The organism is Gemmatimonas sp. UBA7669 (assembly GCF_002483225.1).
GTDB lineage: Bacteria > Gemmatimonadota > Gemmatimonadetes > Gemmatimonadales > Gemmatimonadaceae > Gemmatimonas.
Genome location: NZ_DLHL01000044.1, coordinates 24,205 through 50,755, shown reverse-complemented (window position 1 = coordinate 50,755; position 26,551 = coordinate 24,205). Strand labels below are relative to the sequence as shown.

The following is a 26,551-nucleotide window of genomic DNA, read 5'->3' as shown; positions in this document are numbered from 1 at the left end:
TCACGCAACGACACTCCCCATGATGTTTTCGTCGTTTTTGCTCGTGACGCGGCAGGTCGCGCCGTGCATGTTGGCTTCGCTGCTGCTGGTGGCCTGTTCGCGCGGCTCGGGTGGCGGTGCCACCGATGTGCGACTCCCACCCGCCGGACCGCCGGGAGATCCGGCCATTCCCGCGCGGATGACGCCGACGTTCCCCGCAGGCTGGCGACTGCCCGCGGGACAGCCGGCCACGTTTGCGCCGCAGGTGATGGCGGTGAGCAACAGCCCCGCGGCGTCGGCAGCCGCCACGGAAATCATGCGCGCCGGTGGCAATGCCGTGGACGCCGCGGTGGCCCTGGGTTTTGCCCTGGCCGTGACCTGGCCGGAGGCCGGCAACATTGGTGGCGGCGGATACACGGTGCTGCGTCTCGCGGACGGACGCGTGGCGGCCATCGACTATCGCGAGATTGCGCCGCTCGCCGCCACACGCGACATGTATCTCGACGCCAACGGCAAGCTCACCGACAAGAGTGTGTATGGGCATCTCGCGTCGGGGGTACCGGGCGCGGTGGCGGGCCTGAGCGCGCTGCTCGAACGCTACGGCACCATGCCGCTGTCCCGTGTCATGCAGCCGGCCATTCGGCTGGCGCGCGAAGGCTTCGTGGTGGACACGGCCCTGGCCGGTTCGATTGCGCGCGCCCGCAGCATGGTGACGCGCTACCAGCGCAACACGCCCTACTTCCCGAATGGCGAGCCGCTCGCCGCCGGCGCGCGCCTCGTGCAGCCCGATCTCGCGCGGACGCTCGAAGCCATCGCGCAATACGGTGCGGCCGGTTTCTACAAGGGTTGGGTGGCCGACTCGCTGGTGGCCGAAATGCAGCGCGGTCAGGGCATCATCACGCGTGAAGATTTGTCCCGCTACACGCCGGTGTGGCGCGCGCCCATTCGCACGAACTTCCGCGAATACACGCTGCTGTCCATGCCGCCGTCATCCTCGGGCGGTGTGACGACGGCCGAGTCACTCAACATTCTCGAGCAGTATCCCACGCTGCCGGCGTACGGCAGCACGCGCTGGTTCCACCTCGTGGGGAGCGCCTATCAGCGCGCCTTCATTGACCGCAACGCCAAGCTGGCCGATCCGGCTTTTGTGCCGGTGCCGCTCGCGCAACTCACCAGCAAGACCTATGCGCGGCAATTGCAGGGCACCATCAGCGACACGCGCGCCACGCCCACGCGTGAGCTCGAACCGCGCATGCAGGCGCTGCCGCGCGAACCCGAGCACACCACGCACTACTCCGTGGTGGACGCAGCGGGCAATGCCGTGGCCACCACCACGACACTCAACAACTCCTGGGGCAGTGGGGTGTGGGTGCGCGGTGCCGGTTTCATGCTCAACGACGAGATGGATGATTTTGCCGCGCAGCCCGGCACGCCCAACATGTTCGGACTTGTACAGGGCGAGGCCAATGCCATCCAGCCCGGCAAGCGCATGTTGAGCGCCATGTCGCCAACCATCGTGCTCGACCGTGACAACCAGGTGTTGCTGGTGGTGGGCGCGGCCGGTGGGCCCACCATCATCACGGGCACCAGCCAGGTCATTCTCAACGTCATTCAGCATCGCATGACGCTCATGGATGCCATGCGCGCTCCGCGTATTCATCATCAGGCCCTGCCCGACTCGCTCACCTTCGAGGCCGGTGGCATTGCACCGCCCGTGCTCGACTCGCTGCGCGGCATGGGACACGCCATGCGTCAGCTGCGCGCGCTCGTGAACGTCAACGCCATCATGCGCGTGAAGGGCGGATGGGAAGGCGTTCCCGAACCGCGACGAAGTGGCGGCGCGGTGGGGTACTGACTCCAAGGCTTCTCAAAACGGCAAGATCGAAACAGCCTTGTCGCGGATGACACGGATGAAGCAGAAACAACACGGATCCTGCGCCACAAAAGGGCCAGGATCCGTGTTGTTTCCGTGCTGTTTCAGCGAAATCCGCGACAAGGCTGTTGCTGTTTCTCCGCCTTGCCGCATGATCCCGCGAAGAGTTACGGCGTCGCCGCGGGGCGCACCGTGATGGGACCGTCGAGCGTCACGGCCACCGTCGCGCCGCTGTTCAGGCAGGTGGCGTAGTCGGCCGTGGCAGCAGCCGCCGCCGTGCCGGCCGCCGCACCCGCCGCCGCACCGATGACCGTGCCCTTGGTGTTCTTGCCGATCACCTGACCGGCAATGGCGCCGAGAATGGCACCACCGGCCACCTTCTTCGCATCATCACCCTTGGTGGCCGCGCGCACACGCTCCGTGCTGGCCGTCTGCACCGTGGCTTCCACCGGATACGTCTTGCCACCAAACGTCACCGACACCAGTCGCACACGCAGGTAGGTGTTGTCGTTGGAGTTCTTGGCGTTCTTCGCCTCGACCACCTCGAAGGTACCGGTCGCGCCTTCCGGGATGGAAATCCCGTTGCTGGCCGGCACGGCTTCGCTCAACGAAGCCGTGAACTTCTCACCGACGCTGGTGCCGTTGGTGCACACCTTGGCGTTGGACGCAAAGCGCATGGCCGTACCGCTTGCCACCGTGCCGGTGACCTCAGCCGCGGGTGCGGGCGCGGGCGTCGTCCCGCCAGTCGTCGGGCGCGAAGGGGCTGGCGTGCTGGGACGCGGCGTGGCAGGACGCGGCGCACTGGGGCGCGGCGTCGTGGCTGCCGGAGGCGGTGTGGTGGGCTCGGCGGCCGGCGGCACATCCTGCAACTGCGGCTGCACCGAATCCTGCTGCGCCAGGGCCAGGTCGCGGCCAAGGGCCGTGTCGCTGGCCAGACCGTCGCCTTCGTCGGCCTTGCCACCGCAGGCCGCCAACGTGAGCAGGGTCACCGTGGACAACAGCGCCGCGGTTCGGATCGGTCGGGTATATTGACGCATGAGCGCACTCCGTTTGAAAAGGGTCGCAGTAGAGGGGCTGTTGGCAGAGGCCGTTCGCACCACTCCCTCGAATTAAGGGGACACGGGCCCGGATGCCAACAGTGCGGTCGCCGCGGGTCCTTCGGCGTCTCCTCCCGTATTACCACCCGTACCGGGGGCAAGTTGCGGTCGGCCTCGCCTCAGTTGTTATCGCGGCTGCCTTATCTACCCTCGTCCCGGGGTTCCTACAGCGCGGGATCGACGCCATTCGTGACGGAGCTCACACTCGCGATGTGATGCGACCGGCGTTGCTCATGCTGGCCACGGCGCTGGCCGCCGGTTTTCTGCGCTTCGTCATGCGGGAGCTGCTGAACGGCCTCAGTCGACGCATTGAGACCGATCTCCGGCGTGACCTCTTTGCCCGCCTCACGAGGCTCGACGCTGCCTGGTACGCCCGCTGGCGCACCGGCGACCTCATGGCGCGCCTCACGAACGACCTGAGCGCCGTGCGCATGGCGGCCGGCCCGGCCCTCATGTACTTCGTCAACACAGTGGCCGGCGGGCTCTTTGCCCTCGGCATGATGCTGCGCCTGAGCCCTTCGCTCACGCTGTGGGCACTGCTGCCCATGATCGGCCTGCCGCTGCTCATGCTGCGCCTCGGTCGCCTCGTACACGCACGCTTTGAGGCCGTGCAGCAGGAGTTCTCGCAGCTCACCACACGCGCGCAGGAGAACCTGTCCGGTGTGCGGGTGGTGCGTGCCTTTCGGCAGGAAGAGGCCGAGGTCGAGCGTTTTCGTCACATGGGTGAGACCTACCTCGCCAGCAACATGCGCCTCGCCCGACTCAATGGGCTCATGAGTCCCGGCTTCGCGCTGCTGGCCGGCCTGGGCGGCGCCATTACGGTGGGTGTGGGTGGAACGCAGCTGCTGCAGGGCCGCATAACCGTTGGCGAGTTTGTGGCCTTCGGCATTTACCTCGCGATGCTCACCTGGCCACTGATTGCTCTGGGTTGGACCACCAATCTCTTCCAGCGCGGATCGGCCAGTCTCGCGCGTGTACTCGAATTGCTCGATGCCGAGCCGGTGCTCGTGCACGATCGCGGCACGAAGGTGCTGCCACCTACCAGCGTGGGACGACGCCTCAGCTTTCGCGGTGTCGGCTTTCATTACCCCGCGGCCGATGGCGCCACGCCGCGCTGGGTGCTGCGTGACCTGACCTTTGACGTACCTGCTGGCAGCACGCTGGCCATTGTCGGTGCAACGGGCTCGGGCAAAAGCGCACTGCTCGATCTGGTCACGCGCGCTTACGATCCGCAGGAGGGTGAGATTCTCGTGGATGACGTACCGCTCACCGAGCTGGCCCTCGGTCCATGGCGCCAGGAGCTTGGTGCGGTGCCGCAGGAGGCCCTGCTGTTCAGTGAGACCATTGGAGAGAACGTGGCCTACGGCCTCACGCAACACAGTGGAGACCCGCAGCGTGACGAGGTACTGCCGGGTATCGAACGGGCGGCACGCACCGCGCAGCTGCTGGAGACCATCAACAGTCTGCCAGACGGCTTCGCCACGCGGCTCGGCGAACGCGGCATCAATCTCTCCGGCGGACAGAAGCAGCGCACGGCGCTGGCCCGCGCCCTCGCACGCAATCCCTCGGTAGTACTGCTCGACGACGCGCTGTCGGCGGTGGATACCCAAACCGAAGCCGCCATCCTGCACGGTCTGCGCGACGCGCTGGCGAGTCGCACCGCGCTGGTGGCGTCGCATCGTCTGAGTGCCGTGCGTGACGCCGAGCACATTGTCGTCCTCGAGCACGGGCGTGTTGTGGAGTCGGGCACACACGACGCCCTGACCCGCCTCGGCGGGCGATATGCAGACTTGCTGCAGCGCCAGCAGTGGCTCGAGGACATCGAAGCCGCCTGACCCGGGGCGTCTGAAGATTGCATACATCCGGCTGCCGCATTCCGGCGTAGCCCATCCGTCCAGCAGGCACGGCGCCTGTGTTGACGCGACTTGCTACCCGGAGTGTGCATGTCCACGCGACCTTCTCTCACTGTCGGCGACGCTGCCAGCCTCGGCAGCCTGCGTTCGCGCCGCGAAGTGCTCAAGCTCATGGCCATGGGCGGCAGCCTGGTGCTCCTGCCCACGGCACTCATCGGTTGCAGCGATGACAATCCCATGGCGCCCATGGCGCCAGCCACACCCAACAGCGGCTCCCCGCTCACAATCGACTTTGCCAAGGGCGATGTGGCGGTCCTGCAGTTCGCGTATGCCCTCGAGCAGCTCGAGGCGGACTTCTACACGCAGGCCGTCGCCGCCTTCGATCAATCCAATCTGACGGCGGCCGAGAAGGCCATTCTGCTCGACATCAAGTATCACGAAGTACAGCACCGCGAACTGTTCAAGGCAGCCCTCGGCAGCAGCAATGACTTCACGCTCTCTCCCACGTATCCGGGCGTGAACTTCCGCGATCGTGTGTCGGTGCTCACTGCCGCGCGCACGTTCGAAGACCTCGGCGTGGCGGCGTACAATGGCGCCGGCCAGTATCTCGCCTCAGGCACCTTCCTCACACTCGCCGGCAAGATCGTGAGTGTGGAGGCGCGCCACGCCGCCGTCATTCGTGACTTGCTGGCGCCTGGCAGCGCAGCGTTCTCTCCTACCGCCTTTGACGACGTGTTCTCGCCCGGCAAGGTGGCCGGCGCGGCGCAGGGCTTCGTCGTCGACCGTCTCGGCTTTGCCAACGCGCCCAGCACGTTTGTGCAGGGACCCAACAACAACGGGTGACGACGACCATGGCTCCTTCACTTACATCGGTACTCGACAGCGCCAGCAATCCGTCGGATGTGCTCGACGTGCTGCAGTTCGCCCTGCTCCTGGAATACCTCGAAGCCGACTTCTATCAGCGCGGCATGGCGGCCTCCAACCTCATTCCCACCGCTGACCGTGTGGTGTTTGGCACCATCGCCGAGCATGAGGCCGTGCACGTGCAAGCCCTGCAGGCCGTGATCAGCGGCAAGGGCGCCACCCCCATCGCCAAGCCGACGTTCGACTACACGGCCAAGGGCGCGTTGCAGGGGTTTGCGTTTGCCAGTGGTCAGTACGAAACGTTCAAGGCGCTGGCCATGGCCTTTGAGGACACTGGCGTGCGAGCCTACAAGGGTCAGGCGGCGCGCCTGATCAGCGACAAGGCAGTGTTGAGCGCCGCCCTGTCCATTCACTCGGTGGAAGCGCGTCATGCGGCGCAGGTGCGACGCTTGCGTGGCAAGAAGGGCTGGATCGTGGGCAACAGCCGCGAGGATCTGCCGGCTTTCACGCAGGGCATCTACGACGGTGAAGAGCTGGCGTCGCAGGGCGGAGTGGCGCTGTCCTCCCTGCCGGGCTTCTCGGCGAACGGCGGTGTGATGGCGGCCACGGAGGCGTTTGATGAGCCGCTGACCAAGGAGCAGGTAACGGCGATCGTCATGCCGTTCCTGACCTGATCGCATCAACGCGCGGCAGAACACGCCGCGGCGGTCACACGAAAAACACAGGGCAGATCACCTCGCGGTGGTCTGCCCTGTTTGTCTGTGCGGTGGTGTGCGGCGGATCAGATGCGTTCGACGAGGAAGGCCGGCGTGAGAGGCTGCAACCACGCCGCCAGGCGCTCGAACCAGCCGGTGAACATCAGAATGCCCACCAGCACCAGCAGAATGCCCGCGATGCGATTTACGCGTCCGATGTTGTGCTTGAACTTCTGGAAGAAGCCGAGGAAGCGATCGAGCAACAGCGCGCTGAGGAGAAACGGCACCGCAAGTCCGAGCGAGTACGCAATGAGCAGCGTGATGCCCTTCGCCAACTCCGATTCGTTGGCGGCGAGCAGCAGAATGGCGCCAAGCGTCGGGCCAAGACAGGGTGTCCAGCCGGCACCAAACGCGATGCCCACCACGACGGTGCCGAGGTAGCCCAGCGGCTTGTCGCTCAGGTGCATGCGGCGTTCCTGCTGCAGGGCGCCGATGCGGATGACATCCAGCATCCACAGGCCCATCAGCACCATGAGCACACCGCCCACGCGGGCAATCCAGACGCGATACTCGCGCAGCAACTGCCCGAACGCACTCGCGCCGGCGCCAAGCGCCACGAAGATGAACGTGAAGCCCAGTACGAACAGCAGGGCATGCACCAGTGCGGTGCGTCGCGCACGCGAGACATCGTCGAGCCCCATGCCCGTGATGAACGTGACGTAGCTCGGCACCAGCGGCAGCACGCAGGGGCTCAGGAAGCTGAGCAGACCGGCGGTGAACGCGACAAAGAGTGACAGGGACTCAGGAGCCATGAGAGTGCGGAGCAGAGTGGGGAACGCGTGTATCGGAGTTGATCAGCGATCAGCGCCTGGTGATCCGCGCTTGGTGATCAACGCGCCGGACCGCGGCGGCAGTCGCCGCACAGTCCGTAGATCACCAGGCGGTGCCGCTGCCGCGAGAAATCGTGGGCCTCGGCGAGCAACGTGGTCATGCGCTCGAGGCGCTCGTCGCGGAACTCGGTGACCCGCCCACACACGGTGCAGATGAGATGTTCGTGATTGGGCACACCACGGGACGCCTCGTATCGCTTGAAGCCCTCACCAAAATCCCGTTCCACCACGAGACCGCTTCGCACGAGCACCTCGAGCGTGCGATAGACCGTGGCCGTGCCCGCGCTCGCACCACGAGCTTTCACTTCGCTGGCCACCTCTTCTGCCGAGAGATGCCGATCGGTGCCGAGGACCACGTCGGCGATGACCAGCCGCTGTGCCGTGGCCGGCAGGTTGTGATCACGCAGATAGTTGCGGAACGCCTCGCGATCAGCATCAATCGCGGCCGCATCACTCTCGTGACTCATGAGGTCAGGCGTTGAGCGGCAGACGCAAAGCGCGCGCGATTTGCGCGGCCGAGTAGCGAACGATCTCTGACTCCTCGCCGGCACGGCGCTGCACGCCACGCACCACGGTTTCCACGGTGATGAGGGGCGCGTCGGCTTCCGCCTTGAGACTGGCCTCCCACTTGCCGCGCTCGGGCCCCTTGATGACGTAGCGGTAGCGGGCGGTGAACACGGTGTGGCGTTGGGTCGAAGGCAGTCGGGGTGAAACTGCGGCAGCCGGGACTTCAGCAGCCTCGACATCAGTAGCCTCAACGGCAGTAGCCTCAACGGCAGGTTCTGCCCCTTCGGCTTCTGCTATTTCGGCTTCCGGCGCAACGGCTTCTGCTGCTTCGGCTATCGCCGTTTGCTGTTCAGCCCCCTCGGCTTCCGGCGCAACGGCTTCTGCTTCTACGGCTATCGCCGTTTGCTGTTCCTCCGCCAACTCCAGCTGCTCTTCCGCCATGGGCGCCGCCTTCCGTGCCGCCAGCACCGCGATCCCCGTCTCGACCGTTCCCTGACGGAGTGGCGAGAACAGGTGCAGCTCCTCGATCAGCTCGAGTGGCACTTCCGCAATCACTGCCCGCAGAAACCGCTCCGTCACCTCAGACACCGGCGCATCGGCCCGGTCGGGGACATGGGGCGCCGGCGGCGCCACCTGGTCTTCGGACACGTCAGGAACCGGAACGCTCATCTATACCAAGGTCGAGGAACTGCGGGGGAACGGGGCTCGCTCCCTCAACATTCTTGTAAAATCGCCGACTGCGGCCCCCCCCAACAGGCCTGCCCCTTGCGGACCTCTCTTGGTTTCACTAAATCTCAGTTATGAACAGTTGCTGTGCCTTTTATCAGTCCCACAAACACACCGCCTCCGGAGTTGCCATGATCACCAAGACTCGCTCCATCCGCCTCGCGGCGCTTGCGCTCGCGCTGCCCATGCTGGCCGCCGCCCGTCCGCTGCCTGACGCCAAGCCGCACGTCGTCGACAAGGCGCACAGTGAAATCAACTTCGTCGCCGACTCGCGTCTGCTTTCCGCGCACGGCTTCTTCGGCAAGTGGGACGCCGACGTGAAGCTGGATCCGGCCAACTGGTCCGCGTCTTCCGTCAGCATCAGCATTGATGCCGCGTCCATCAACACGCGCAACGAACGCCGCGATGGACACCTCAAGAGCGCGGACTTCTTCGACGTCGAGAAGCACCCGGTCATCACCTTCAAGTCGGTGAGCGTGAAGCAGGCCGCGGCCAACGCGCTGGAAATCACGGGCGACCTCACCGTGCGCGGCACGACCAAGCGCATCACGGTGCCGGCGACGATGGTGTTCTACGAGGAGGGCGCGGGTCGCTTCAAGGGCAGCTTCGTGATCGACCGCATGGCCTATGGCGTGTCCTACGATTCGAAGCTCAACCCCATTCAGAAGGACGTGCAGGTGCAGTGGGATATCGCGCTCAACGCGCCGAAGCCGGCCAACTGATCTCGAGACGGGGCTCCGAGTTCGCGCCTCCCGCCGGATGGGTTGAACTGAAGGGGTGAGGATCGGTGGATCCGAGAATTGGAGGGGCGGGCGTCGGGGGACTCACAGCATCAGAGTCCCCCGACGCCCGCCTCTCTTATCCTCCGATCCTCCGATCCTCACCCCTTCTGTTCCAACCAATCCAGAGGGCTACGCGAAAGCCCGCCGCACCGCCACAATCCCTGCCACCGTCTCTTCCAGCAACGCCTCCGGCTGCACCAGACTGATTCGGAACTTGCCGCGTCCCGCGGCGCCAAATGCAATGCCCGGCGTCACCACCACACCTGGGCCCTCCATCAGCGCATCCACCCAGGCCCAGTCATCCACGCCGGAGGGTACGTCGAGCCAGAAGTACATCGTGGCACGTGGCGCTTCCACCGCCCATCCGCCGCGATTGAATGCCGCGGCCACCACATCGCGCCGTGTGCGATAGCGCGCCACCGTTTCCGGCACGAGCGTCGCGTGATGACGAAACGCTGCGGCTCCCGCCAACTGCGCCACCGTCGACACACCGTAGCCGATGTTGGAGCGATAGGCATCAAGACGCGCGATGGCCTCGGCCTTGCCCGCCACAAACGCGATGCGCACGCCGGCCATGCTGAAGCTCTTGCTGCAGGTGTGCGTTTCCACCGCCACCCGCGACGCACCTGGCACCTGGAGCACGCTGGGCACCACGTAGCCGTCGAACGACAACTCGCTGTAGGCTAGGTCACTGAGCAGCAGCAGGTCGTGCGCCTCCGCAAAGGCCACATAGCGCGCCAATTCGTCGAGTGACACGGCCTGCGTGGTGGGGTTGCCCGGGTAGTTGATGAGCAGCACGCGCGCTCGTGCCAGTACATCCGCAGGAATGGCCTCGAGCTCCAGTCCACCGTCACGCGTAAACGGCACGAAGACGGGCTCGGCGCCGGCCAGTTGTGTGGCCCGCGCATACACCGGGTAGTACACCTCGGGAATCAGCACCGCGTCGCCCGGGCCACAGTGCGACAGCAGCAGCTCGGCAATGCCTTCCTTGGAGCCTGCCAGCGCCAGCATCTCCCGTGCCGGATTGACCGAGATACCAAAGCGCGCCTCGAGATACCGCGCGACGGCCTCCGCATACTGCGGATGCGCCTGAAAGTGCGGATAGCCGGCCACACTGCGTTCACCAGCCGCCTCACGCATGGCCTGCACCACAACCTCGGGCACGGGCCCATCAGGGCTCCCGATGCCAACATCAACGAGCGCGCGGCCCTTTGCGCGCATGGCGGCACGCCGGGCGTCGAGCTCGTAAAACACGTAGGGCGGAATGCGATCAAGCGGGTGCGGAGTCATGCCCTGCAATGTAATGCGCGCCTACAACAGGCTCACCGGATCACGGTCCACCACCAGTCGGATTGACGCCTCGGCTGGCACCGGACAGCGTTCGGCCACGTAGCGTGCAACCCGCGACATGAGTTTGGGACTCGACGATTTGAGCAGAAAGTGCCAGCGCCAGCGGTCCTTGATGCGATCGATGGGACAGGGCGCCGGCCCCACGAGTGTGATGTCCCGCAAGGCACGACGCTGCACGAGCTCCCTTACCCATTCGGCCGCAGCCTGGGTGGCGCTGGCGGTGGCGCGCTGCTCGCTGCCACTCACCACCACGTTGGTGAGCGACACAAACGGCGGATAGATGGGCTGACGGCGATGTCCCAGCTCTTCGTGCACGAATCCCCGATAGTCATGACGCAGCGCGTGACGCACGGCATGGGCATCGGGGAGACGAGTCTGCACCAGTACCTCGCCGCCCTTGGGACCACGACCGGCACGCCCCGCAACCTGGCTGAGTAGTTGAAACGTGCGCTCCGAGGCGCGGAAGTCCGGCAGGTTGAGGCCGGTGTCGGCATCGACCACTCCCACGAGCGTCACATTCGGGAAGTCGAGTCCCTTGGCGATCATCTGCGTTCCCAGCAGAATGTCCACCTCGCCCCGGCCCACCTGATCGAGAATGCGGGAGTGGGCCCACTTGCCGCTGGTGGTATCCACATCCATGCGCGCTACGCGCGCTGTGGGGAAGCGTTCGCTCACGACACGCTCCACCTGCTGGGTGCCCAATCCACGCCGGCGCAGCGTGCTCTCGCCACACACACCACATGCCGTCGGCACGCCCGTACGATACTGGCAATAGTGACACACCAGCGCTTCGGGCGTGCGATGATAGGTGAGGGAGATACTGCAATGGGGACAGGCGCTCACGTCCCCGCAGGCATGACACTGCACAAACGCCGAGTAGCCGCGCCGGTTGAGCAGCAGCAGGGTCTGCTCGCCGCGTTCGAGTCGTGCACCGATGGCCGTGGCCAGCGGTGCACTGAGCACCCCCAGTGACTCGTCGAACGGCAGGTTGGGCGCGCGTTTCGCCAGGGCGTCCCGTGTGGACGCACGCAGATCCACCACCTGCACCGGCGGCAACTGCGCGCCAGCAGCACGATCGGGCAGCGTCAGGCGAACGATCTGCCCGCGCTCGCTGCGCTCCCAACTCTCGAGCGACGGCGTGGCACTGCCCAGCACCACCAACGCGCCCTCTGCCCGTGCGCGCACGATGGCGGCTTCGCGCGCATGATAGCGCGGCGCTTCCGACTGCTTGTAGCTGCCCTCGTGTTCTTCGTCGACAATGACCACGCCGACGCGCTCGAGTGGGGCAAAGAGCGCCGAGCGGGCGCCCACGGCAATGCGCCGCTCGCCGCGCCGCAAGGCCTGCCAGGCGTCGAGACGCTCACCGTCTGACAACCCCGAATGCAGCACGGCCACATCATCACCAAACGCGCCGCGAAAGCGATCAACGGTCTGGGGCGTGAGTGCGATTTCGGGCACCAGCACAATGGCCGTGCGCTGTGGCTGCTGCAGCACGGCCCGCAGCACCTCGATATACACCAGCGTCTTGCCGCTGCCCGTAATGCCATGCAGCAGAAACACCTGCCCCGGATCGCCGCGCAAAATGGCATCGATGGCCGCACATTGCGCCGCAGACGGTTCGGGCGGAGGCGCCACGCCGGTACGTGAAGCAAACGGATCGCGCGACTGGGTCACCTGGCGCAGCTCCACGATGCCGCGCTTGACCATCGCGGCAATCACACCGGGTGAACATTGCGCTTGCGCACACAGGGCGTCGAAGGGCACCTCGCCACCCTGCGACTCGAGCAGATCGTACACCACCCGCTGCTGCCGCGCGCGCGCAAAGAGTTGCTCGCGTTGCATGAGCGATGGGAGCTCCAATACCAGTCGCACCACCCGCTGGGTACGTGACTTGGGTTGCGGTGTTGCGGCCTGCGCGAGCGCCACCGGCAGCATGGCGCGCAGCGTGAGACCGATGGGCGCCGCATACCAGTCGGCAATCCATCGTCCGGTCTCGAGCAGCGGAGCCGGCAGCGACACCACGTCATCGGGCACGGACAGCACCGCCTTGATCGTCACGCCCGGTGGTGGAGCGGACGGGCCGAGGCAGATGCCAACCTCCGAACGATTCCGAAACGGGACCACCACCCGCGTACCAGGCTCCACGGGCCACGCCAGGTGTGCCGGCACCCGATACGTGAAACTCCGAAACAGCGGGACCGGCAGGGCGACGTCTATACAGCGATCGCCACCGGTCACGTCAAGGCCGGTCTGGTGAACGCCGGTAAGATCAACGCCGGTCTGATCAGCGCCGGGTGACACCAAGCCCCGGTGCGTCGCCGAGCGTGACCTGCCCGTTGGGGATGCCCGGCCCATCGAAAGGATCGTCAGACAGGAGCGCCGCGCCATCGAGGTCGGCGTCGTCGAGCAGCGGCGAGAAGTGTGCGGCTGCCGCAATGCCCAGGGTCGTTTCGATCATGCAGCCACACATCACGCGCATGTCGTGCGCGCGCGCCACTGCAATCATGCGCAGCGCCTCACGCAGCGAACCGCACTTGGCCAGTTTGATGTTCACGCCATCCACCACGCCGGCCAACTTGGGGATGTCGCTGGCCACGAGACAGGACTCGTCGGCCACCACGGCAATGGCTGCCCGATCACGAACGAAGCGCAGTCCGGCGAGATCCTGGGGAGGCAGTGGCTGCTCCAGCATGTCCACGCCCACGTCGTGCAAGGCGTCGAGCATGGAAAGCGCCTGCTTGGCGGTCCACGCCGCGTTGGCATCAACACGAAGCTGAGCCCGCGGCGCTTCTTCCCGCACGATGCGCAAGACCTCGCGATCCCAGTGCGAGCCCAGCTTGATCTTGAGAATGGGATAGTGCGCCGCCTCTCGGACACGGGCGCGCAAAGTCGCCTCGTCAGGCGCGATGCCGATGGTAAAGCTCGAGCGCGGCGCGGCCGATCGATCGAGCCCCCAGTACTTCCAGAGCGGCACCGCCAGCCGGCGCGCCGCCAGATCATGCAGCGCCGCGCTCACGGCACAGCGCGCGGCCGCATTGCCACGCAGGGTCTTTTCGAGTTCGCGCTCAATGGCGTCGAGCGACCACGCATCCGCGTTGGCCAGAACCGGCGCAAACTGCTGCACCGCCAGCAAGGCGGAGTCGGCCGTCTCCCCGTAGTAGCGGCTTGGCGCCGCTTCTCCCCAGCCTTCCGCGCCATCGTTGTCCACGAGGCGAACGAACACCGTGCGGTAGCTGCTCTGTCCACCACGGGCGATGATGAAGGGATGCCGCGTGGTAACGGTGAGAATCTCGGCGTGCAGCTGCATGGGGAGTGGAGTATTGGAGGGGATCAGAACGGTGTCAGGCCGGATACGCGGGCGGTTCGGGCGTTGCGGTAGTCATCGCCGCCGACACTGGCCAGAAACTGCACCAGGGCGTCCCCCAGTTCGAATCCGCGATCGTAGCGTTCAGCGGGCTGCTTGGCCAGGCACTTCATCACGATGGCACTGAGTGCGCTCGGCACCCGGGCATCCACCTGATCGGGCGCCACCGGCGCCTCATGCACATGCTTGTAGCCCACGGCATAACTGTCCTCACCGTCGAATGGCGGATGTCCCAGCAGCATCTCGTAGAGCAACAGCCCCACCGCATAGAGATCGCTGCGTCCATCCACCAGCCGCCCCATGGCCTGCTCGGGCGACATGTAGTGGGGAGTGCCCATCGCGCGACCGCTGGCCGTCAACCGGCCGTGAAAGCGTGCCGTCGCGATGCCGAAATCCGTGAGCGCCACGTTGCCATCCTCGTCGAAGAGAATGTTGTCGGGCTTGATGTCGCGATGAATGACACCGCGGCGATGCGCATAGTCGAGCCCACTGGCCACCTGCGCCGCCACCGCTGCCGCCGTCGTGGCGCCCACCGTCTTGCGCCGCGACAGAAGGTCGGCCAGCGATCCCCCTGCATAGTAGGGCATGACCAGATACTCCATGTTGCCGCTGGTCCCCATGTCGGCAATCGCGCAGATGTACGGATGCACCAGCCGTGACGCCGCCTCCGCCTCACGGCGGAACCGCTCGCGCATCTCCGGCTCTTGCGACAGGCTGCGATGCAGCACCTTGATGACCAGCGGCCGGCCCAGCACGGCGTGACGCGCAAGGTACACGTGCGCCATGCCGCCGCTGCCCAGGCGCTTGACGATCGTGTAGCGATTGCCTGTCGCCGCCCGCAGCTCGCGCAGCTCCTCATCCGGCACGTCAAGCGGCGGCGCTGCCACATCAGGCAGGCGCGTGCCACAGCGCGTGCAGGTGGCCGCGGCAGCGCGGTTCCAGGTGCCACAGTCTGGACAGAACATCGGAACTCGGGCGGTGGGAGATGGTCAGGCGATCGCGCGACGTCGCAGCACGAAAAATAGCACCGCGGCCAATGCCACCTGCACGCCCAGCAGCACCCAGAACCCGTGCGGCCAGTTGGCCAGCGGCATGTTGACGAAGTTCATGCCCCACATGCCGCTCACCGTCACGAACGGAAGCGACAGCGTGGCCACCACCGACAGACGCTTGGTGGCCGCCCCCAGCCGATTCGACACCTGCGTGAGATACGAGTCCATGGTGCTGCTCAGCAGATCCCGATACGTGTCCAATGCGTCGTTGATGCGCAGCACGTGGTCGTAGATGTCGCGGAAATACACCTGCACCTCCGGAGCCACCAGCGGCGAGGGCCGGTTGGTGAGCACGTTCAGCACCTCACGCGAGGGCTGCAGATAGCGCCGCAGCGTGAGCACGAGCCGCTTCACGTGAAAGACATCGCGCAGGGCATGCTCGTCGAAGCGCACAAACACCCGCTCCTCGAGACCGTCGATGAACTCGTCCACCTGATCGAGGATGGGGAAGTAGGCGTCGATGGTGGTGTCGAGAATGGCGTGCAAGGTGCGCTCCGGCCCACGCGCCAGCAGTTCCGGTGTCCGCTGCAGCATGGCCCACACGTGCTCTACGGGCGCCACCGGCCCCGCATGAACCGTCACCAGCCAGCTCGGCCCGAGGAAGCAGTGCAGGTCGGTGCTGCTGAGATCGTAGGGATCCTCGGTGTCGGCCGCGAGGCTCACGACACGCATCACCACGTACACAAAGTCCGGGTACTCTTCCAGCTTGACGCGCGATGACGGATTGAGCGTGTCTTCGATGGCCAGCGGGTGTAAATGAAAGACCTTCTCCAACAGCGCATGCTGCGAGCGCACGGTGGAGTCGATGTCCACCCACAGGGGGCCACCCGACGCTACACGCTGCGGGAAGTCCCGCGGATGACAGGCCAGCTCCACGCCATCGTCGGCCGCCCCCGGCGGGTGATACATCGCGCGCGGCAGCGGATCGGGTTTCCCCGGGACAGACGTAGGCACCACCCGTTCGGTGACTGGCCGCTCAACTCCCACACCATGGCGCCGGCCACGGCCGCCGCGTCCCCCTCGCGAGCGGGCCATCGTCAGGCCAGCGCTTCGAGATGCACCAGCACGGCCTGCGCCACCTGTTCAGGTGCGTAGCCTCCCTCCAGCGCACTCACCACACGCCCCCCACACCACGACTCGGCACGGGCGACAATAAAGCGCGTCATACTCCGCACCTCGTCCATGGTGAGGGTGAATGCGCCAAGCGGGTCGCCGGCCAGACAATCGAATCCGGCGCTGATCAGCACCAGATCCGGCGTGAAATCCCGCGTGGCCGCGTCGATGGCGGAAAACAGTGCATCGGTATATCGCAACGGCGCCAGCGAGGGCGGCATGGGCACGTTCCACACACTCTGATGCGGACCGCGGTCATCTGCGGCGCCCGTACCGGGATACCACGGCCACTGATGCATGCTTACGAAGCGAATGCGCGGATCATGTTCCACGAGCGCCTGCGTGCCATTGCCGTGATGCACGTCCCAATCCACCACCAGCACCCGTTCGCAACCATGTCTGGCAACGGCATAGTGCGCCGCAATGGCCACGTTGCCGAAAAGACAGAACCCCATGGCGCGGTCGCGCACCGCGTGATGGCCGGGCGGGCGTACCGCACTGAAGCTGCGCAACGCCGCCCCGGAGAACGCGAGGTCCACGCCATCCAACACACAGCCGGCGCCGGCGGTGATGGCCCCCCACGACCCCGGACTCAGTACGGTGTCCGGATCCATGCGTCCGCCGCCCTGCGCCACCGTGTCGCGCACCCGGGCGATGTAGGCGCGATCATGCGCCAGGGCGAGTTCGTCTTCGTTGGCGTGACGCCCTTCGATGTGTTGCAGCGCATCGAAGAGATCAAGCCGATGCTTGAGTGCGCGCGGAATGGCGACCAGACGGCCCACGTGTTCCGGGTGCTCCCACCCCGTGTCGTGTTCACCGCAATCAGAGTGGGACAACAGCGCCACGCGAGTGCTCATGTCAGACCTTGAAGAAGACGTCAGGCAAGCCGCCGTCGCGACGTGCGCACTAGCGCAGACCGCGCAGACGACGCGATCCCCACTCGGCACACAACAGCGCCATGGCCAGCACCCCGAGCCACGCCGCCCATGGCGTGCGGGATGGTGTGGAACGTGTGACTTGCGCCGCCGTCTGACCAGAGGGGGGACTCGGCGCACTGTCCGTGGCGATGGGAGCACCGATCCAGCCAACGAGGTCGGCGTACGGCGCAGCGTCCCCGGCAAACGGCGTACGTTCTGATGCGGTGAACGTAGCGCCCGGCGAAGGCGCCCCGGCCGCCGCCACCACGTCCTGCCACCAGCGCCGGTGCGCTTCAAGACCACCGTCCGGACCTTCCATGCGCCAGCGCCAGAGTTCGCGATGGGCCGAGGCTACCACGCGGCCGGCACCAACCCGATGGGCCACCAGCAGCGCCTCCTCATGCGCATGCCCCTCATCGGCATCACCCGAGGCGGCCTGCAGAACCTGAGCCCCGGCACGCGGGGTCAGTTCCCATCGCTCAAGTCCCGTGAGCGGCTGATCGGTCTCCAGGCCACCAGCGAGTGCGCCATGGCGCAGCGTGGCCTGGGCCGGCCGCAACGCCGCAAGTGCCGGAATGCGCAGCGCATCACCCAGGAGCACCAAGCCACCGCCACGCTGCACAAATCGCTGCAGACTTGCCGCGTCCACCTCGGTACTGTCGGTAATGACAACCGCCGCATGTTTCGCCGTATCGAGCAGCGCCACCGGGCCAAGGGTCACACGCGCGGTGGGTGAAACACGCACGGCGCCGTCCACACGCCATCCCGCTTCTTCCAGTGCGGCCACCGTGAACTTGAACTCCCACCCGGGCTCACCCATCACGCGCAGCATCTTGGGGGCCGTCGGCGCCGGCATGGGCAGGCTCAACGCGGCCCGCGCGGTCTCAAGACGAAGTGGCGCCGCGGCCGTACGCAATTGCCACGCAACGAGACTGTCCCGCCCCGCAACCAGTGAGTCCATGAGCCCTCCAGCATCTCGCAGGCTCACGGCACCACGCGGAACCGCTGCCCGCACATGAAGAGGCTCCGTTGGGCCGGCCTCGCGCACGACCTGCGCCGCGAAGCCCCGGCTCCCGCTGCCGTCGCGCCACGGAAGCACCGTCCCCGATTGCGACAACACGCCGAGCATCGCCCGTTGCGATGGCGAAGGCAGCACCGAAAGACGGAGCGGAATCGTGTCAACTGACGCACCGTTTGGTGCACCGATGCGCTGTATGAGATGCGCCGCCAGCGATGAATCCGTCTGGCCGACGGACAGATGAAGCGTTTCCGGTGCATAGTCCGCAGCATTCGCATGCTCGGCCGACGTGCGCCAGAGCGCGGCCGCCAAGGCGAGGACGGCAGCGAGCCGGCACAGGCCCTCGAAGGCGGCACGTGGTCTGGCCGACGCGCGTTCAGCGGGTGAGGGCATACACCACCAGATTGACGCCGAACTTGGTGTTGTCCACCGAGAGGAAGCGCTTGTTGTCGGGGTGAAAGCTCCATTCGGAACTATAGTCCTTGTTGGAGAACAGCACACGAATCCGTCCCTCGTGCAGCACGGCGTCGAGATGCTCGTGCACGAGGTTGTCACCCCACCCGTTCATTTCATGCGATGTAGTGGGCGGACCATTCTCGAACACGAAGAAACAGCGATACAGTTCGTGGGTGTTGGGCAGCGGCATCAGAGGGCCCGCCACCCGACGAATCTCTTCGCGTGCGGTCTTGTTGAACGCACCGTCCACGTCGTGGTTGTGGTCATCCACGAACAGCAGCCCGCCACGCGCGAGATAGCGCCGCAGCGTCTCCGCCTCCCGCTCGGTGAAACGCACCGGCAGATGCCCGGTGAGATACAGAAGCGGGTACTGCATGATGGCCGTCGATGACAGCGGTACCGTGACCCCCTGTGGCCGTACCGGAAGCGCCGTGTAGCGCGCCACCGAGTCGATCACGTTGGCCGGCACCAACGGAGCCGAGTCCCAGTCGCCGGACTCGTACTGCGCCGTGGCAAACACGAAGGGCGCCGGAACCTCGTGATTCGCCAGCTGATCGTGAGGGGTCATGGCGTACCGCTGCTCCACGGCTGCACCGCTGCTCGCCGCACATTGCCGAGCACACGCCGCGCGGCCACGAACTCGTTGGTTACATCACCACCTTTGCCCATGGCGTCCAGCAGGCGGCCCAGCGCCGCCGCAAACGCCGGATCGTCGGCCAGCGCTTCCGCACGCAGCAACAGCAGCGAATCGCGCACCGGGCGCCGTTCTGCGTTTGGGGTAGCCGACTCCCGCGCCATCTCCACCGCCACGGCCACCAGTCGGGCATCACGCTGTGCAGACAAGGTCGGCACGGCCAGTCGTGTGCTGCGCGGCAAGGTTTGGCCCGTGTCCTTTCCGGTCAGGCGCACCTTGGCCAGGTCCACGATGACCTGCGGCGGACGACCACGCAGATAGAGTCGCGTGGCCGCGCGCGAGCGCTCAATGGCCTCGAGCGCGCGGCGCATCGCCGGAATGGCGCCACGCGGATCGCCCTGCTCCAGGGCGCGTCCCGCGTCCCACATGGCGTTGTAGGCTTCGAGCAGGGGCTTGTTGATGGCCACGATGGGTGAGTCGTTGCCTTCTTCGAGCATGCCCGTTGTGCTATTGGTGCTCATGGCCAGCTTGCCACCCTGCTGATCCACGCCATGATCATGCCCGTCACCGGCATAGTGCGCATGCTCGACACTGGACTCGCCGCTCAGGCGCTGAAACACCACATCGCCGACCGCCAGCCGCAGCTTCTGCTGGTCCCGTGCGATGCGCAGCGATTCACGCAGCACCTCAGCGCGCGCCATACGCTTCTGCCGTGCATCGAGTCGTTCGGTCAGCATGAGCAGCATGCGTTGACTCAGCAGCGACGAATCCACCGCCGGCGGTGGCGCAGGCTCCACCGCCACCGAGTCGTACTCGGCGGGACGTGCAATGCGGAAGGCGCGTGTTTCACTGCTTCCAGCTTCGCGACTCGCCAGCGGATGCGCATCACGGGCGACCGCACGCACATGTACGACATCCCCGGGTCCGAGTCCAAGCGCAGCGAGGTCCAGCGTGCCACGCCAGCTGGCCCGCTTTGCCGGTGGCGCGTAGCGTTGCGCACCGACCAGCACGGTGCGCACCGTGAATCGCTCACCCTCGCCGGAACTCACCACCAATTCGAACGAAGCCGACGCCACGCCCAGGTCGTCACTGGCCCGCGCCTCGAGTACGAGGCTACCTCGGGCTTCGCGAAACACACTGTCCCGTGCAGGCGCTTCGAGGCTCACTCGGGGAAGTGAGTCCCGCACACCCTCCACGACCAGCAGTCTCGATGCCTCCCCCCGGCGGAGGCCGAGTGCCAGCGGAACGTCCTGCGCAGCAAAGCGCAGAAGCCATCCCCCCAGCGAGTCGCTGGCGGTACGGAGCACACGTGGGGCAGCGCGCCCTGCGCTGTCTGTGCCCACCACCGCCAGCGTGGCATGCGGTGCAACGCCGACGCCCTCCACGACAATGCGGCTGCCGCTGAGTGCACGCACAGAGCTCGCATCGTCAAACACGCTGTCGGGAATGCCCGCGTAACGCGGTGGCTCAACCCGCATGCGCAATCGCCCCAAACCACCAGCACTGCTGCCTGTCGCACCGGGGGCGGCGGGCCCTTCGCTGCGCGTGTTGCCGACCGTGGCCGAATTGAAGGCCGGCTGCCGTTTCCCGCCAACCAGCAAGAGCAACACGGCGCCGGCGACAAAGAGCAAGGGGCCACGCCACAGCGCCCAGCGTCGGCGCGAGAGCGCACGCGCCAGCGCCCCGCTGTTTGCACTCCGCGTCACGACTTCGTTGGCCGACTGCTGCAGCCCCTCACTCGGCGAATCCCACGACGAGGGCGGTGACAATGGTGCAGCAGCAAGCTCAGCCCAGGTCACCAGCGCGTGCGTCGGTGTTTCCTCGGTCTGTTCCTCAATCCATAGCGCAACGCGAGGCAGTGAGGGTTCAGTCCACTCAGCTCGACGTGCGCGGACAACCAGAGCCACCACGAGCACGCCAAACAGCACGACTACGGCAACGGTCGTCCCCGGCGTTGCGGCTGCCTGCGGCACACGTAGCATCAGGCGCGCCAGCACGGCAGTCCCAAGCGCGGAAGCCATCACCAGCAAGAGCACACGTCCACGCCGCGCGTGCGTAAGCGCCCGTTGCACGTCTTGCAGCGTTGCCTTCAGCATGTCCTGCGGCCATGCGCGAGCCGCCCGAGCGGACACATCGGTCACTGGCGCATCCGCCATTCCAACAGCAACGCGACACCGGCCAACACCAGAAACGCGAAGGTCCAACGCCTGTCAGCATCGGGTGGCGGCACAGTGACCCGGGCGCGCAGCAGATCGGCCGGAACTGCTGCGACCGTGCTCGACTGCGACGTGTCCGCAGCCGGGTCCTCTGCCAATGAAGCGCCCGCCAGGCCCTCCGGCGCGCAGGCGTTCACAATGGCACTCGTCAGTCCACCGGCTTCCGGTGACAGCAGCACGTCACTTCCCGGTGGCACCTCCACTTGCACATCAACCACGCAGGCTGAGCCCTGCACTCTTGACGTGGCAGCGGGTTCGCCGTCGCTCCACCAGGCGATGATGCGCCCGCCCTCAGCGCGCGGTGAGTCGCCACGCCGTACAAAGGGGCCCACGACCGTGCGACCTGCAGCAGACATCGCGGCCATCGTATCGCGTACAGGTCCGCGTCCATCGACCCATTGTACCCACACTCCCGCATAGTCACGGGGCATGCGCACGCTGTCCGACCGGGCAATCGTAACCAGGGTACGCGCTTCACTGGACGCTGCCACGGCGTCGCGGAGTGGCGCAGCCTGTGGCACATGCACCGTCAGCGCGGACGACACCACGTCGTCCGCTTTCGCGCCGCGCAGCACCACCGTGCGCTCAGCATCGCGAACGACTGAGTCTCGCGCGACGACCCGCACGGGGCCCGGCCACTGTGCGCGCCACACGTCCCATCCGCGCCGACTTTGCACCGATGCCGGCAAGAGCACGGCCAGCTCTACCTGCTCAATCGATGGATATGCTCTGAGCAGCGATGCGACATCCGACCATGCGCGCGCCAGGGCCGCGCCGGGGTCCACCTGCAGGTCGAGCCGCTGCCAACGCCCAACCGTGTCGCCGGCCACATCGGTCACGGAGGCGCTGTCCAGCACGCGCGATGCTGCGGGCAACGCATCCATTGTGTGCTGGCGGTCCACATACACAAGGCGAGCGTACTGCGCACCGCCGCTTGCGCAGCGCAGGCCCGAGAAGGCCGCGCCAATGGCCAGCACGGCCACGACACGCGACAGCAGAAGCAGCAGGTCACTGGGCTTCGGACGACGCGCCACGGCACGGGCGTCCGCACCGGGCACAAAGCGTGCAGTGGGCAGCAGCAACTCCGGCGGTTGTCTGACAGAAAGCAGGTGCCAGACGAACACCACCACGCTGCCGGCAACGGCCACGCCGAGTACCCACGGCAGCAGCATCGAGATCATGACGCCGGTACCCCCGCAATCACCGCGCGCACCGCACGCGCGGCATCGTCGTCGGTGCAGACTTCGCGATAGCCGGCACCGATGGCCCGCCAGCGCGCGGCGACGTCAGCACGAAACGCCGCGAAGTTCTGTGTGTAGCTCGAACGCCCGCGCGCCGGCAACACCGCTTCACGCGCACGATCCACCGGATCACGGGCCAGATGCACTCCGGCCGGTGGATCGAGCTCTTCGCGCGCCACGACATGCACGAAGTCCAGCATCGTCCCACCAATCACCTGGGAGGCCGCAGTCTTGAGCAGCGCGTCGAGATCACTCAATGCGTCGCTCAGCACCACGACCCGGGAGCGCGGCGCCACGGTGGCCAGCAGCGGCGCAAGACGCGAGTCGCCATTGTTCGCACCGACACCAGCACCGCCACCAGCACGAACACCGGACAGGGTACGTGCCGCATCGGCCACCGTACCACGACGTGTGCGCGGGGAAAGTCGTAGGGGCCCCGATGCCGTGGCCACCAGCACGCCCACCGGATCAGCCGCCGCATGCGCAACCGCCACAAGGCCCATGGCGAGCTGACAGGCCATGTCCCACTTGCTGCGCGTGCGCCCATCGGCGGGATACGCCATGCGGGCGCCGGCGTCGAGCAACACCCAGGTGGTGAGCAGCGCGCGATCCTCGCTCACCTTCACGAAGGCCCGGTCGCTGCGCGCCAGCAGCTTCCAGTCCAGTGTTCGCGGATCATCGCCCTGGCGATAGCCACGATACTCCGTGAACTCACCTGCCGTCCCGCGCTGCGTGGAGCGATGGCCTCCTGGCGGCGCGGCACCCACCGCGCGACGCGCCGGCCAGCGCACGCCGCGCAGCGCGTCGAGCAGTGGACCGTAGGCGGAGAGCTCAGGGGTCATGCGAGCACCATGCCGACCGCACGCGCGCTTGCGTGTCAGTCGCCAAGGGCGCTGCTGGGCGGCGCCACATGGGCCAGCAAGGCCTCCACGACGGGCTCAGAAGACACCCCGTCGGCCTCGGCCGCAAAGTTGGTGAGAATACGATGCCGCAGCACCGGCATGGCCACACGCCGGATGTCCGCAGGCGACACGGCAGCGCGACCCGCGAGCAGCGCCGACGCCTTCGCACCGAGGATGAGCGCCTGCCCCGCGCGTGGCCCGGCCCCCCAGCGCACATATTGCCGCACCAGGGCCGGCCCCTGGCCTTCCTGCGGACGCGAAGCGCGCACCAGGCGCGCGGCGTACTGCAGCAGCAACTCACTGCAGGGCAGTGCGCGCACGGCGCGCTGCAGCGCCAGCGCATCCTCGCCCGTGAAGACCGGCGTGATGGCACCAGTGGCCGTTCCCGTGGTGGCGCGGAGAATCGATACCTCATCCGCTTCACTCGGATAGCCCACGCGAATGTCGAACAGAAAGCGATCGAGCTGCGCTTCAGGCAGCGGATACGTGCCTTCCTGCTCGATGGGGTTCTGCGTGGCCAACACGAAGAACGGCTCCGGCAAACGCATGGTCTGGCCGGCCGCCGTCACGCTGTGCTCCTGCATGGCCTCGAGCAGCGCGGCCTGCGTGCGCGGCGGTGCGCGATTGATCTCGTCCGCCAGCACAATGTTGGCAAACACCGGCCCCTGTACGAAGCGAAAGGCGCGGTGCCCACTGGTGCTCTCCTCGAGAATCTCCGTGCCGGTGATGTCGCTGGGCACAAGATCCGGCGTGAACTGGATGCGACGAAACACCAATTGCATGGCATCCGCCACCGAGCGGATCATCAGCGTCTTGGCGAGCCCCGGCACACCCACCAGCAACGCGTGACCACCCGCCACCAAGGCCATGAGGATTTCTTCCACCACCGCATCCTGCCCCACCACGCGCCGCGCGATCTGCGCGCGCAGTTGATGGACGGCCTCGATGAGACGCGCGGTATCCGACGCCGCCGTCGTGGTCACCGCAGCGGACGCCGGCGACGCGACGTGAGGAACAACGTGGACGCGTTCCTGGCGCCCACCTGTTCCAGTGTCAGCGTTTCGTTGGTGATCTCGGCGCCATGCAGCTTGACCAGATAGGTGTCATGCTGCGCCACGTCAGGCAGAAGCGCCTGCATGGCCAGCGCCTTCATGTCGGCAACCCGCGTGGTCGGCTCACAGGCCACACGCACGGCGTCGAACACGTCGGCGGCCTGCACGCGCAGCATCCATTGCGCCGCTGCAACCGGCGCCGCCTCGAGCACACCCGGACGCACACGCAGCGCATTCACGAACTGCTGAGCCGCAGAAGGCGTCGCGCTCATGCCCCACCCTCGACGCTCGCGGGAAGGGCGGCGGATGCCGAGACGGGCAGACTGCCCACCGGCGGCATGGACGCGAGGAAACGCGCCACCTGCTGATCGAAGAGATAGCTCGACCCCGATACGGCCGTCCCCTGCGGCGTTTCACGCGCCGCGATGACGAGTTCCTCGCCACCCTGTCCGCGCAGCACCACGTGGCTCGGTCCCTGTTTCTCGGGGAACGCGCTGTAAATGCCACTCTGGCGCGCGAAGAATTCAACGGCCTGCTGCAACACCTCAGACACGGACCAGGTCGTGAGGCTCTCCTGCAACTGGCGGGACGACTGCTGATGTGACGAAGACATGCGTTGGGGGCTGCAGTTCACGCGGTGATGGGAAATACGAGGCGGATTTCCTGCGATTGGGCGTCGAGCCCGGCCTCGGCATCAAGCCGCAGGTCGCCGCCAAGGCGCTGCACCATGGCGCGAACCAGTGGCAGATCAATGGTCGCCACCGCCTGTTTCACGGCAGCGTACGGGCTGCCGGCGACCCATTCGAGCGCCTCCGGCCGCACCTGAAGTATACGCAGAGGATCCGGTGGAAGTTGGCTGGATGGCGCGCGATTCGCGTGGTCCGTGCCCGACCAGGTGAGCTGGCCGTTTTCGGTCGAAGGAACCGGCTCCAGCACCACCTGCCCGCGCCATTCCACCGAGAGCGCCATCCAGCCGCGTTCCACTCGGATGGATGCCCGCACATCGCCATCCGCAGTGCAGGCGCCGCAGGCGGCAAGCCCCAGGGTGAGCTCGAGCGCGTCCGTCAGTAGCGCGGCGTCGGTCACCATGGTGGGCAACAGCACCGTGGGTTCAACAAGGTGCATGGAGAGCATGGGCGCACGCGCGCGCCAACGGTCCAGCGCATCACGCATGGGTGTGCGCGGGTCCACCTCATCCGTGCGAACCGGCGTCGACGGCCCCGGCAGGGCCAGCAGGCGCGCCGCATGATCTGTCAGCGTGCGCACCGCTCTCAGGCGGTCCGCGGCGTCTCGCGTATCGGTCGGGTCGGTGAGCCGCTGCAGGGCCTGCACCATGGCCTGCTCCTGCCGTGCACGCTGCCAGGCTCGCTGACTCCATTCGTGCGCCTGCCCCTCCAACTGTGCGTTGGCATCGGCCAGCGCCGCATTGGCCCGTCTGAGAGCATCGACGCGACGCACCTTGTCGGTGACCGCCGCCAGTTGATCGGAAACGAGCCGCACCAGCGTACGCTGTTCCTCACTCAGCTGCGTGGCGTCGGCAAAGTAGAACGCCACCGCACCAATCGGCCCGTCCGCCGTTTCCAGTGGCGCGGCAAGAATGGATCGAAAGCCGAGCTCCCGCGCCACCTCATGCCAGGTCTCGAGCTCCGGCTGCGCGAAGAGGTCCTCCACTTCCACCAGCCGTCGCTCGGCCACCGCAATACCACTGGGACCGTCACCCACCCGCACACGCAGCGCACCGATCCACGCCCGGTATGGCGCGGGCCATTCGTGCTGCGCGACAGGTCGCAACAGGTCACCATCGCTGCTCAGTTGCATGACGAGCGAGAACTGCGCACCCAGCAACGGGGTGACGCGATCCAGCGCAAACTGCTGCACATCACCTGGCTGCTCGGCCAGCAGGAACGCATGCGCCACCTCACGCACCGCCAGCAGCTCACGCGCATCACGCATGTGCACCACGCCCCGCG

Annotated in this window: 24 protein-coding genes; 5 read left to right on the top strand and 19 right to left on the bottom strand. The window is 66.6% G+C overall.

All coding sequences use genetic code 11. The features are described 5' to 3' along the window. Window positions 1-19: 19 nt before the first annotated feature. Complete coding sequence (gene ggt, locus B2747_RS12305) at window positions 20-1,834, top strand: gamma-glutamyltransferase (protein WP_291161191.1); 1,815 nt, start codon at window positions 20-22, stop codon at window positions 1,832-1,834. A 185-nt stretch (window positions 1,835-2,019) separates the two neighbouring features. Here ggt and B2747_RS12300 read toward each other — a convergent pair whose 3' ends face one another. Further along, window positions 2,020-2,889, bottom strand: coding sequence for a hypothetical protein (locus tag B2747_RS12300; RefSeq protein WP_291161189.1), 870 nt, complete (start codon window positions 2,887-2,889; stop codon window positions 2,020-2,022). A 92-nt stretch (window positions 2,890-2,981) separates the two neighbouring features. Here B2747_RS12300 and B2747_RS12295 point away from each other — a divergent pair, with 92 nt between their 5' ends. The 3 genes from B2747_RS12295 to B2747_RS12285 all read left to right on the top strand — a co-directional run bounded on the left by B2747_RS12295 (window position 2,982) and on the right by B2747_RS12285 (window position 6,340). Beyond that, complete coding sequence (locus tag B2747_RS12295; RefSeq protein ID WP_291161186.1) at window positions 2,982-4,784, top strand: ABC transporter ATP-binding protein; 1,803 nt, start codon at window positions 2,982-2,984, stop codon at window positions 4,782-4,784. A gap of 108 nt (window positions 4,785-4,892) precedes the next feature. After that, window positions 4,893-5,645, top strand: coding sequence for a ferritin-like domain-containing protein (locus tag B2747_RS12290; protein WP_291161183.1), 753 nt, complete (start codon window positions 4,893-4,895; stop codon window positions 5,643-5,645). An 8-nt stretch (window positions 5,646-5,653) separates the two neighbouring features. Beyond that, the gene (locus B2747_RS12285) at window positions 5,654-6,340 is read left to right on the top strand and encodes a ferritin-like domain-containing protein (RefSeq protein ID WP_291161180.1); all 687 of its coding nucleotides are present in this window, start codon (window positions 5,654-5,656) and stop codon (window positions 6,338-6,340) included. 107 nt (window positions 6,341-6,447) lie between these two features. Here B2747_RS12285 and B2747_RS12280 read toward each other — a convergent pair whose 3' ends face one another. The 3 genes from B2747_RS12280 to B2747_RS12270 all read right to left on the bottom strand — a co-directional run bounded on the left by B2747_RS12280 (window position 6,448) and on the right by B2747_RS12270 (window position 8,406). Next, a complete protein-coding gene (locus B2747_RS12280) occupies window positions 6,448-7,173 on the bottom strand; it encodes a cytochrome c biogenesis CcdA family protein (protein ID WP_291161177.1) in 726 nt (241 codons plus the stop codon). 77 nt (window positions 7,174-7,250) lie between these two features. Beyond that, window positions 7,251-7,718, bottom strand: a complete 468-nt coding sequence (locus tag B2747_RS12275; protein ID WP_291161174.1) for a Fur family transcriptional regulator — start codon at window positions 7,716-7,718, stop codon at window positions 7,251-7,253. Window positions 7,719-7,722: 4 nt separating this feature from the next. Further along, the gene (locus tag B2747_RS12270; protein WP_291161172.1) at window positions 7,723-8,406 is read right to left on the bottom strand and encodes a hypothetical protein; all 684 of its coding nucleotides are present in this window, start codon (window positions 8,404-8,406) and stop codon (window positions 7,723-7,725) included. A gap of 209 nt (window positions 8,407-8,615) precedes the next feature. Here B2747_RS12270 and B2747_RS12265 point away from each other — a divergent pair, with 209 nt between their 5' ends. Then, window positions 8,616-9,206 carry a YceI family protein gene (locus B2747_RS12265; RefSeq protein WP_291161167.1) on the top strand — a complete coding sequence of 197 codons (591 nt, stop codon included), beginning with the start codon at window positions 8,616-8,618 and terminating at the stop codon, window positions 9,204-9,206. Between the two features lie 189 nt (window positions 9,207-9,395). Here the strand turns inward: B2747_RS12265 and B2747_RS12260 are convergent, their stop codons facing one another. The 15 genes from B2747_RS12260 to B2747_RS12190 form a co-directional block, all read right to left on the bottom strand. Next, the gene (locus B2747_RS12260) at window positions 9,396-10,556 is read right to left on the bottom strand and encodes an aminotransferase class I/II-fold pyridoxal phosphate-dependent enzyme (protein ID WP_291161164.1); all 1,161 of its coding nucleotides are present in this window, start codon (window positions 10,554-10,556) and stop codon (window positions 9,396-9,398) included. Window positions 10,557-10,577: 21 nt separating this feature from the next. Then, window positions 10,578-12,971: a replication restart helicase PriA gene (priA, locus tag B2747_RS12255; RefSeq protein WP_291161161.1), complete on the bottom strand. Its 2,394-nt coding sequence runs from the start codon at window positions 12,969-12,971 to the stop codon at window positions 10,578-10,580. Then, window positions 12,901-13,923, bottom strand: a complete 1,023-nt coding sequence (locus B2747_RS12250; RefSeq protein WP_291161158.1) for a dipeptide epimerase — start codon at window positions 13,921-13,923, stop codon at window positions 12,901-12,903. Before B2747_RS12250 ends, priA begins: the two co-directional genes overlap by 71 nt. A 23-nt stretch (window positions 13,924-13,946) precedes the next feature. Next, window positions 13,947-14,945, bottom strand: a complete 999-nt coding sequence (locus B2747_RS12245) for a serine/threonine-protein kinase (protein ID WP_291161155.1) — start codon at window positions 14,943-14,945, stop codon at window positions 13,947-13,949. Window positions 14,946-14,969: 24 nt separating this feature from the next. After that, a complete protein-coding gene (locus B2747_RS12240) occupies window positions 14,970-15,986 on the bottom strand; it encodes a magnesium transporter CorA family protein (RefSeq protein WP_291161152.1) in 1,017 nt (338 codons plus the stop codon). An 83-nt stretch (window positions 15,987-16,069) separates the two neighbouring features. Continuing rightward, window positions 16,070-17,002 carry a histone deacetylase family protein gene (locus B2747_RS12235; RefSeq protein WP_291161149.1) on the bottom strand — a complete coding sequence of 311 codons (933 nt, stop codon included), beginning with the start codon at window positions 17,000-17,002 and terminating at the stop codon, window positions 16,070-16,072. Between the two features lie 49 nt (window positions 17,003-17,051). Continuing rightward, window positions 17,052-18,473, bottom strand: a complete 1,422-nt coding sequence (locus B2747_RS12230; protein WP_291161146.1) for a hypothetical protein — start codon at window positions 18,471-18,473, stop codon at window positions 17,052-17,054. After that, the gene (locus tag B2747_RS12225) at window positions 18,457-19,104 is read right to left on the bottom strand and encodes a DUF4159 domain-containing protein (RefSeq protein WP_291161143.1); all 648 of its coding nucleotides are present in this window, start codon (window positions 19,102-19,104) and stop codon (window positions 18,457-18,459) included. The genes B2747_RS12230 and B2747_RS12225 overlap by 17 nt, the downstream gene beginning before the upstream one ends. Next, window positions 19,101-21,266 carry a DUF4175 family protein gene (locus B2747_RS12220; RefSeq protein WP_291161140.1) on the bottom strand — a complete coding sequence of 722 codons (2,166 nt, stop codon included), beginning with the start codon at window positions 21,264-21,266 and terminating at the stop codon, window positions 19,101-19,103. Before B2747_RS12220 ends, B2747_RS12225 begins: the two co-directional genes overlap by 4 nt. Before the next feature lie 41 nt (window positions 21,267-21,307). Then, entirely contained in the window at window positions 21,308-22,567 is a 1,260-nt protein-coding gene (locus B2747_RS12215) for a hypothetical protein (RefSeq protein WP_291161137.1), read from the bottom strand. Continuing rightward, window positions 22,564-23,469 carry a DUF58 domain-containing protein gene (locus B2747_RS12210; protein WP_291161134.1) on the bottom strand — a complete coding sequence of 302 codons (906 nt, stop codon included), beginning with the start codon at window positions 23,467-23,469 and terminating at the stop codon, window positions 22,564-22,566. Before B2747_RS12210 ends, B2747_RS12215 begins: the two co-directional genes overlap by 4 nt. Before the next feature lie 35 nt (window positions 23,470-23,504). Further along, complete coding sequence (locus tag B2747_RS12205) at window positions 23,505-24,512, bottom strand: MoxR family ATPase (protein ID WP_291161132.1); 1,008 nt, start codon at window positions 24,510-24,512, stop codon at window positions 23,505-23,507. Next, window positions 24,509-24,853, bottom strand: coding sequence for a hypothetical protein (locus B2747_RS12200; RefSeq protein WP_291161129.1), 345 nt, complete (start codon window positions 24,851-24,853; stop codon window positions 24,509-24,511). The genes B2747_RS12205 and B2747_RS12200 overlap by 4 nt, the downstream gene beginning before the upstream one ends. Next, window positions 24,850-25,194, bottom strand: coding sequence for a hypothetical protein (locus tag B2747_RS12195; protein ID WP_291161126.1), 345 nt, complete (start codon window positions 25,192-25,194; stop codon window positions 24,850-24,852). Before B2747_RS12195 ends, B2747_RS12200 begins: the two co-directional genes overlap by 4 nt. Window positions 25,195-25,211: 17 nt before the next feature. Continuing rightward, on the bottom strand, window positions 25,212-26,534 hold the full coding sequence (locus tag B2747_RS12190) for a GAF domain-containing protein (protein ID WP_291161252.1): 1,323 nt from the start codon (window positions 26,532-26,534) through the stop codon (window positions 25,212-25,214). Between the last annotated feature and the right edge of the window lie 17 nt (window positions 26,535-26,551).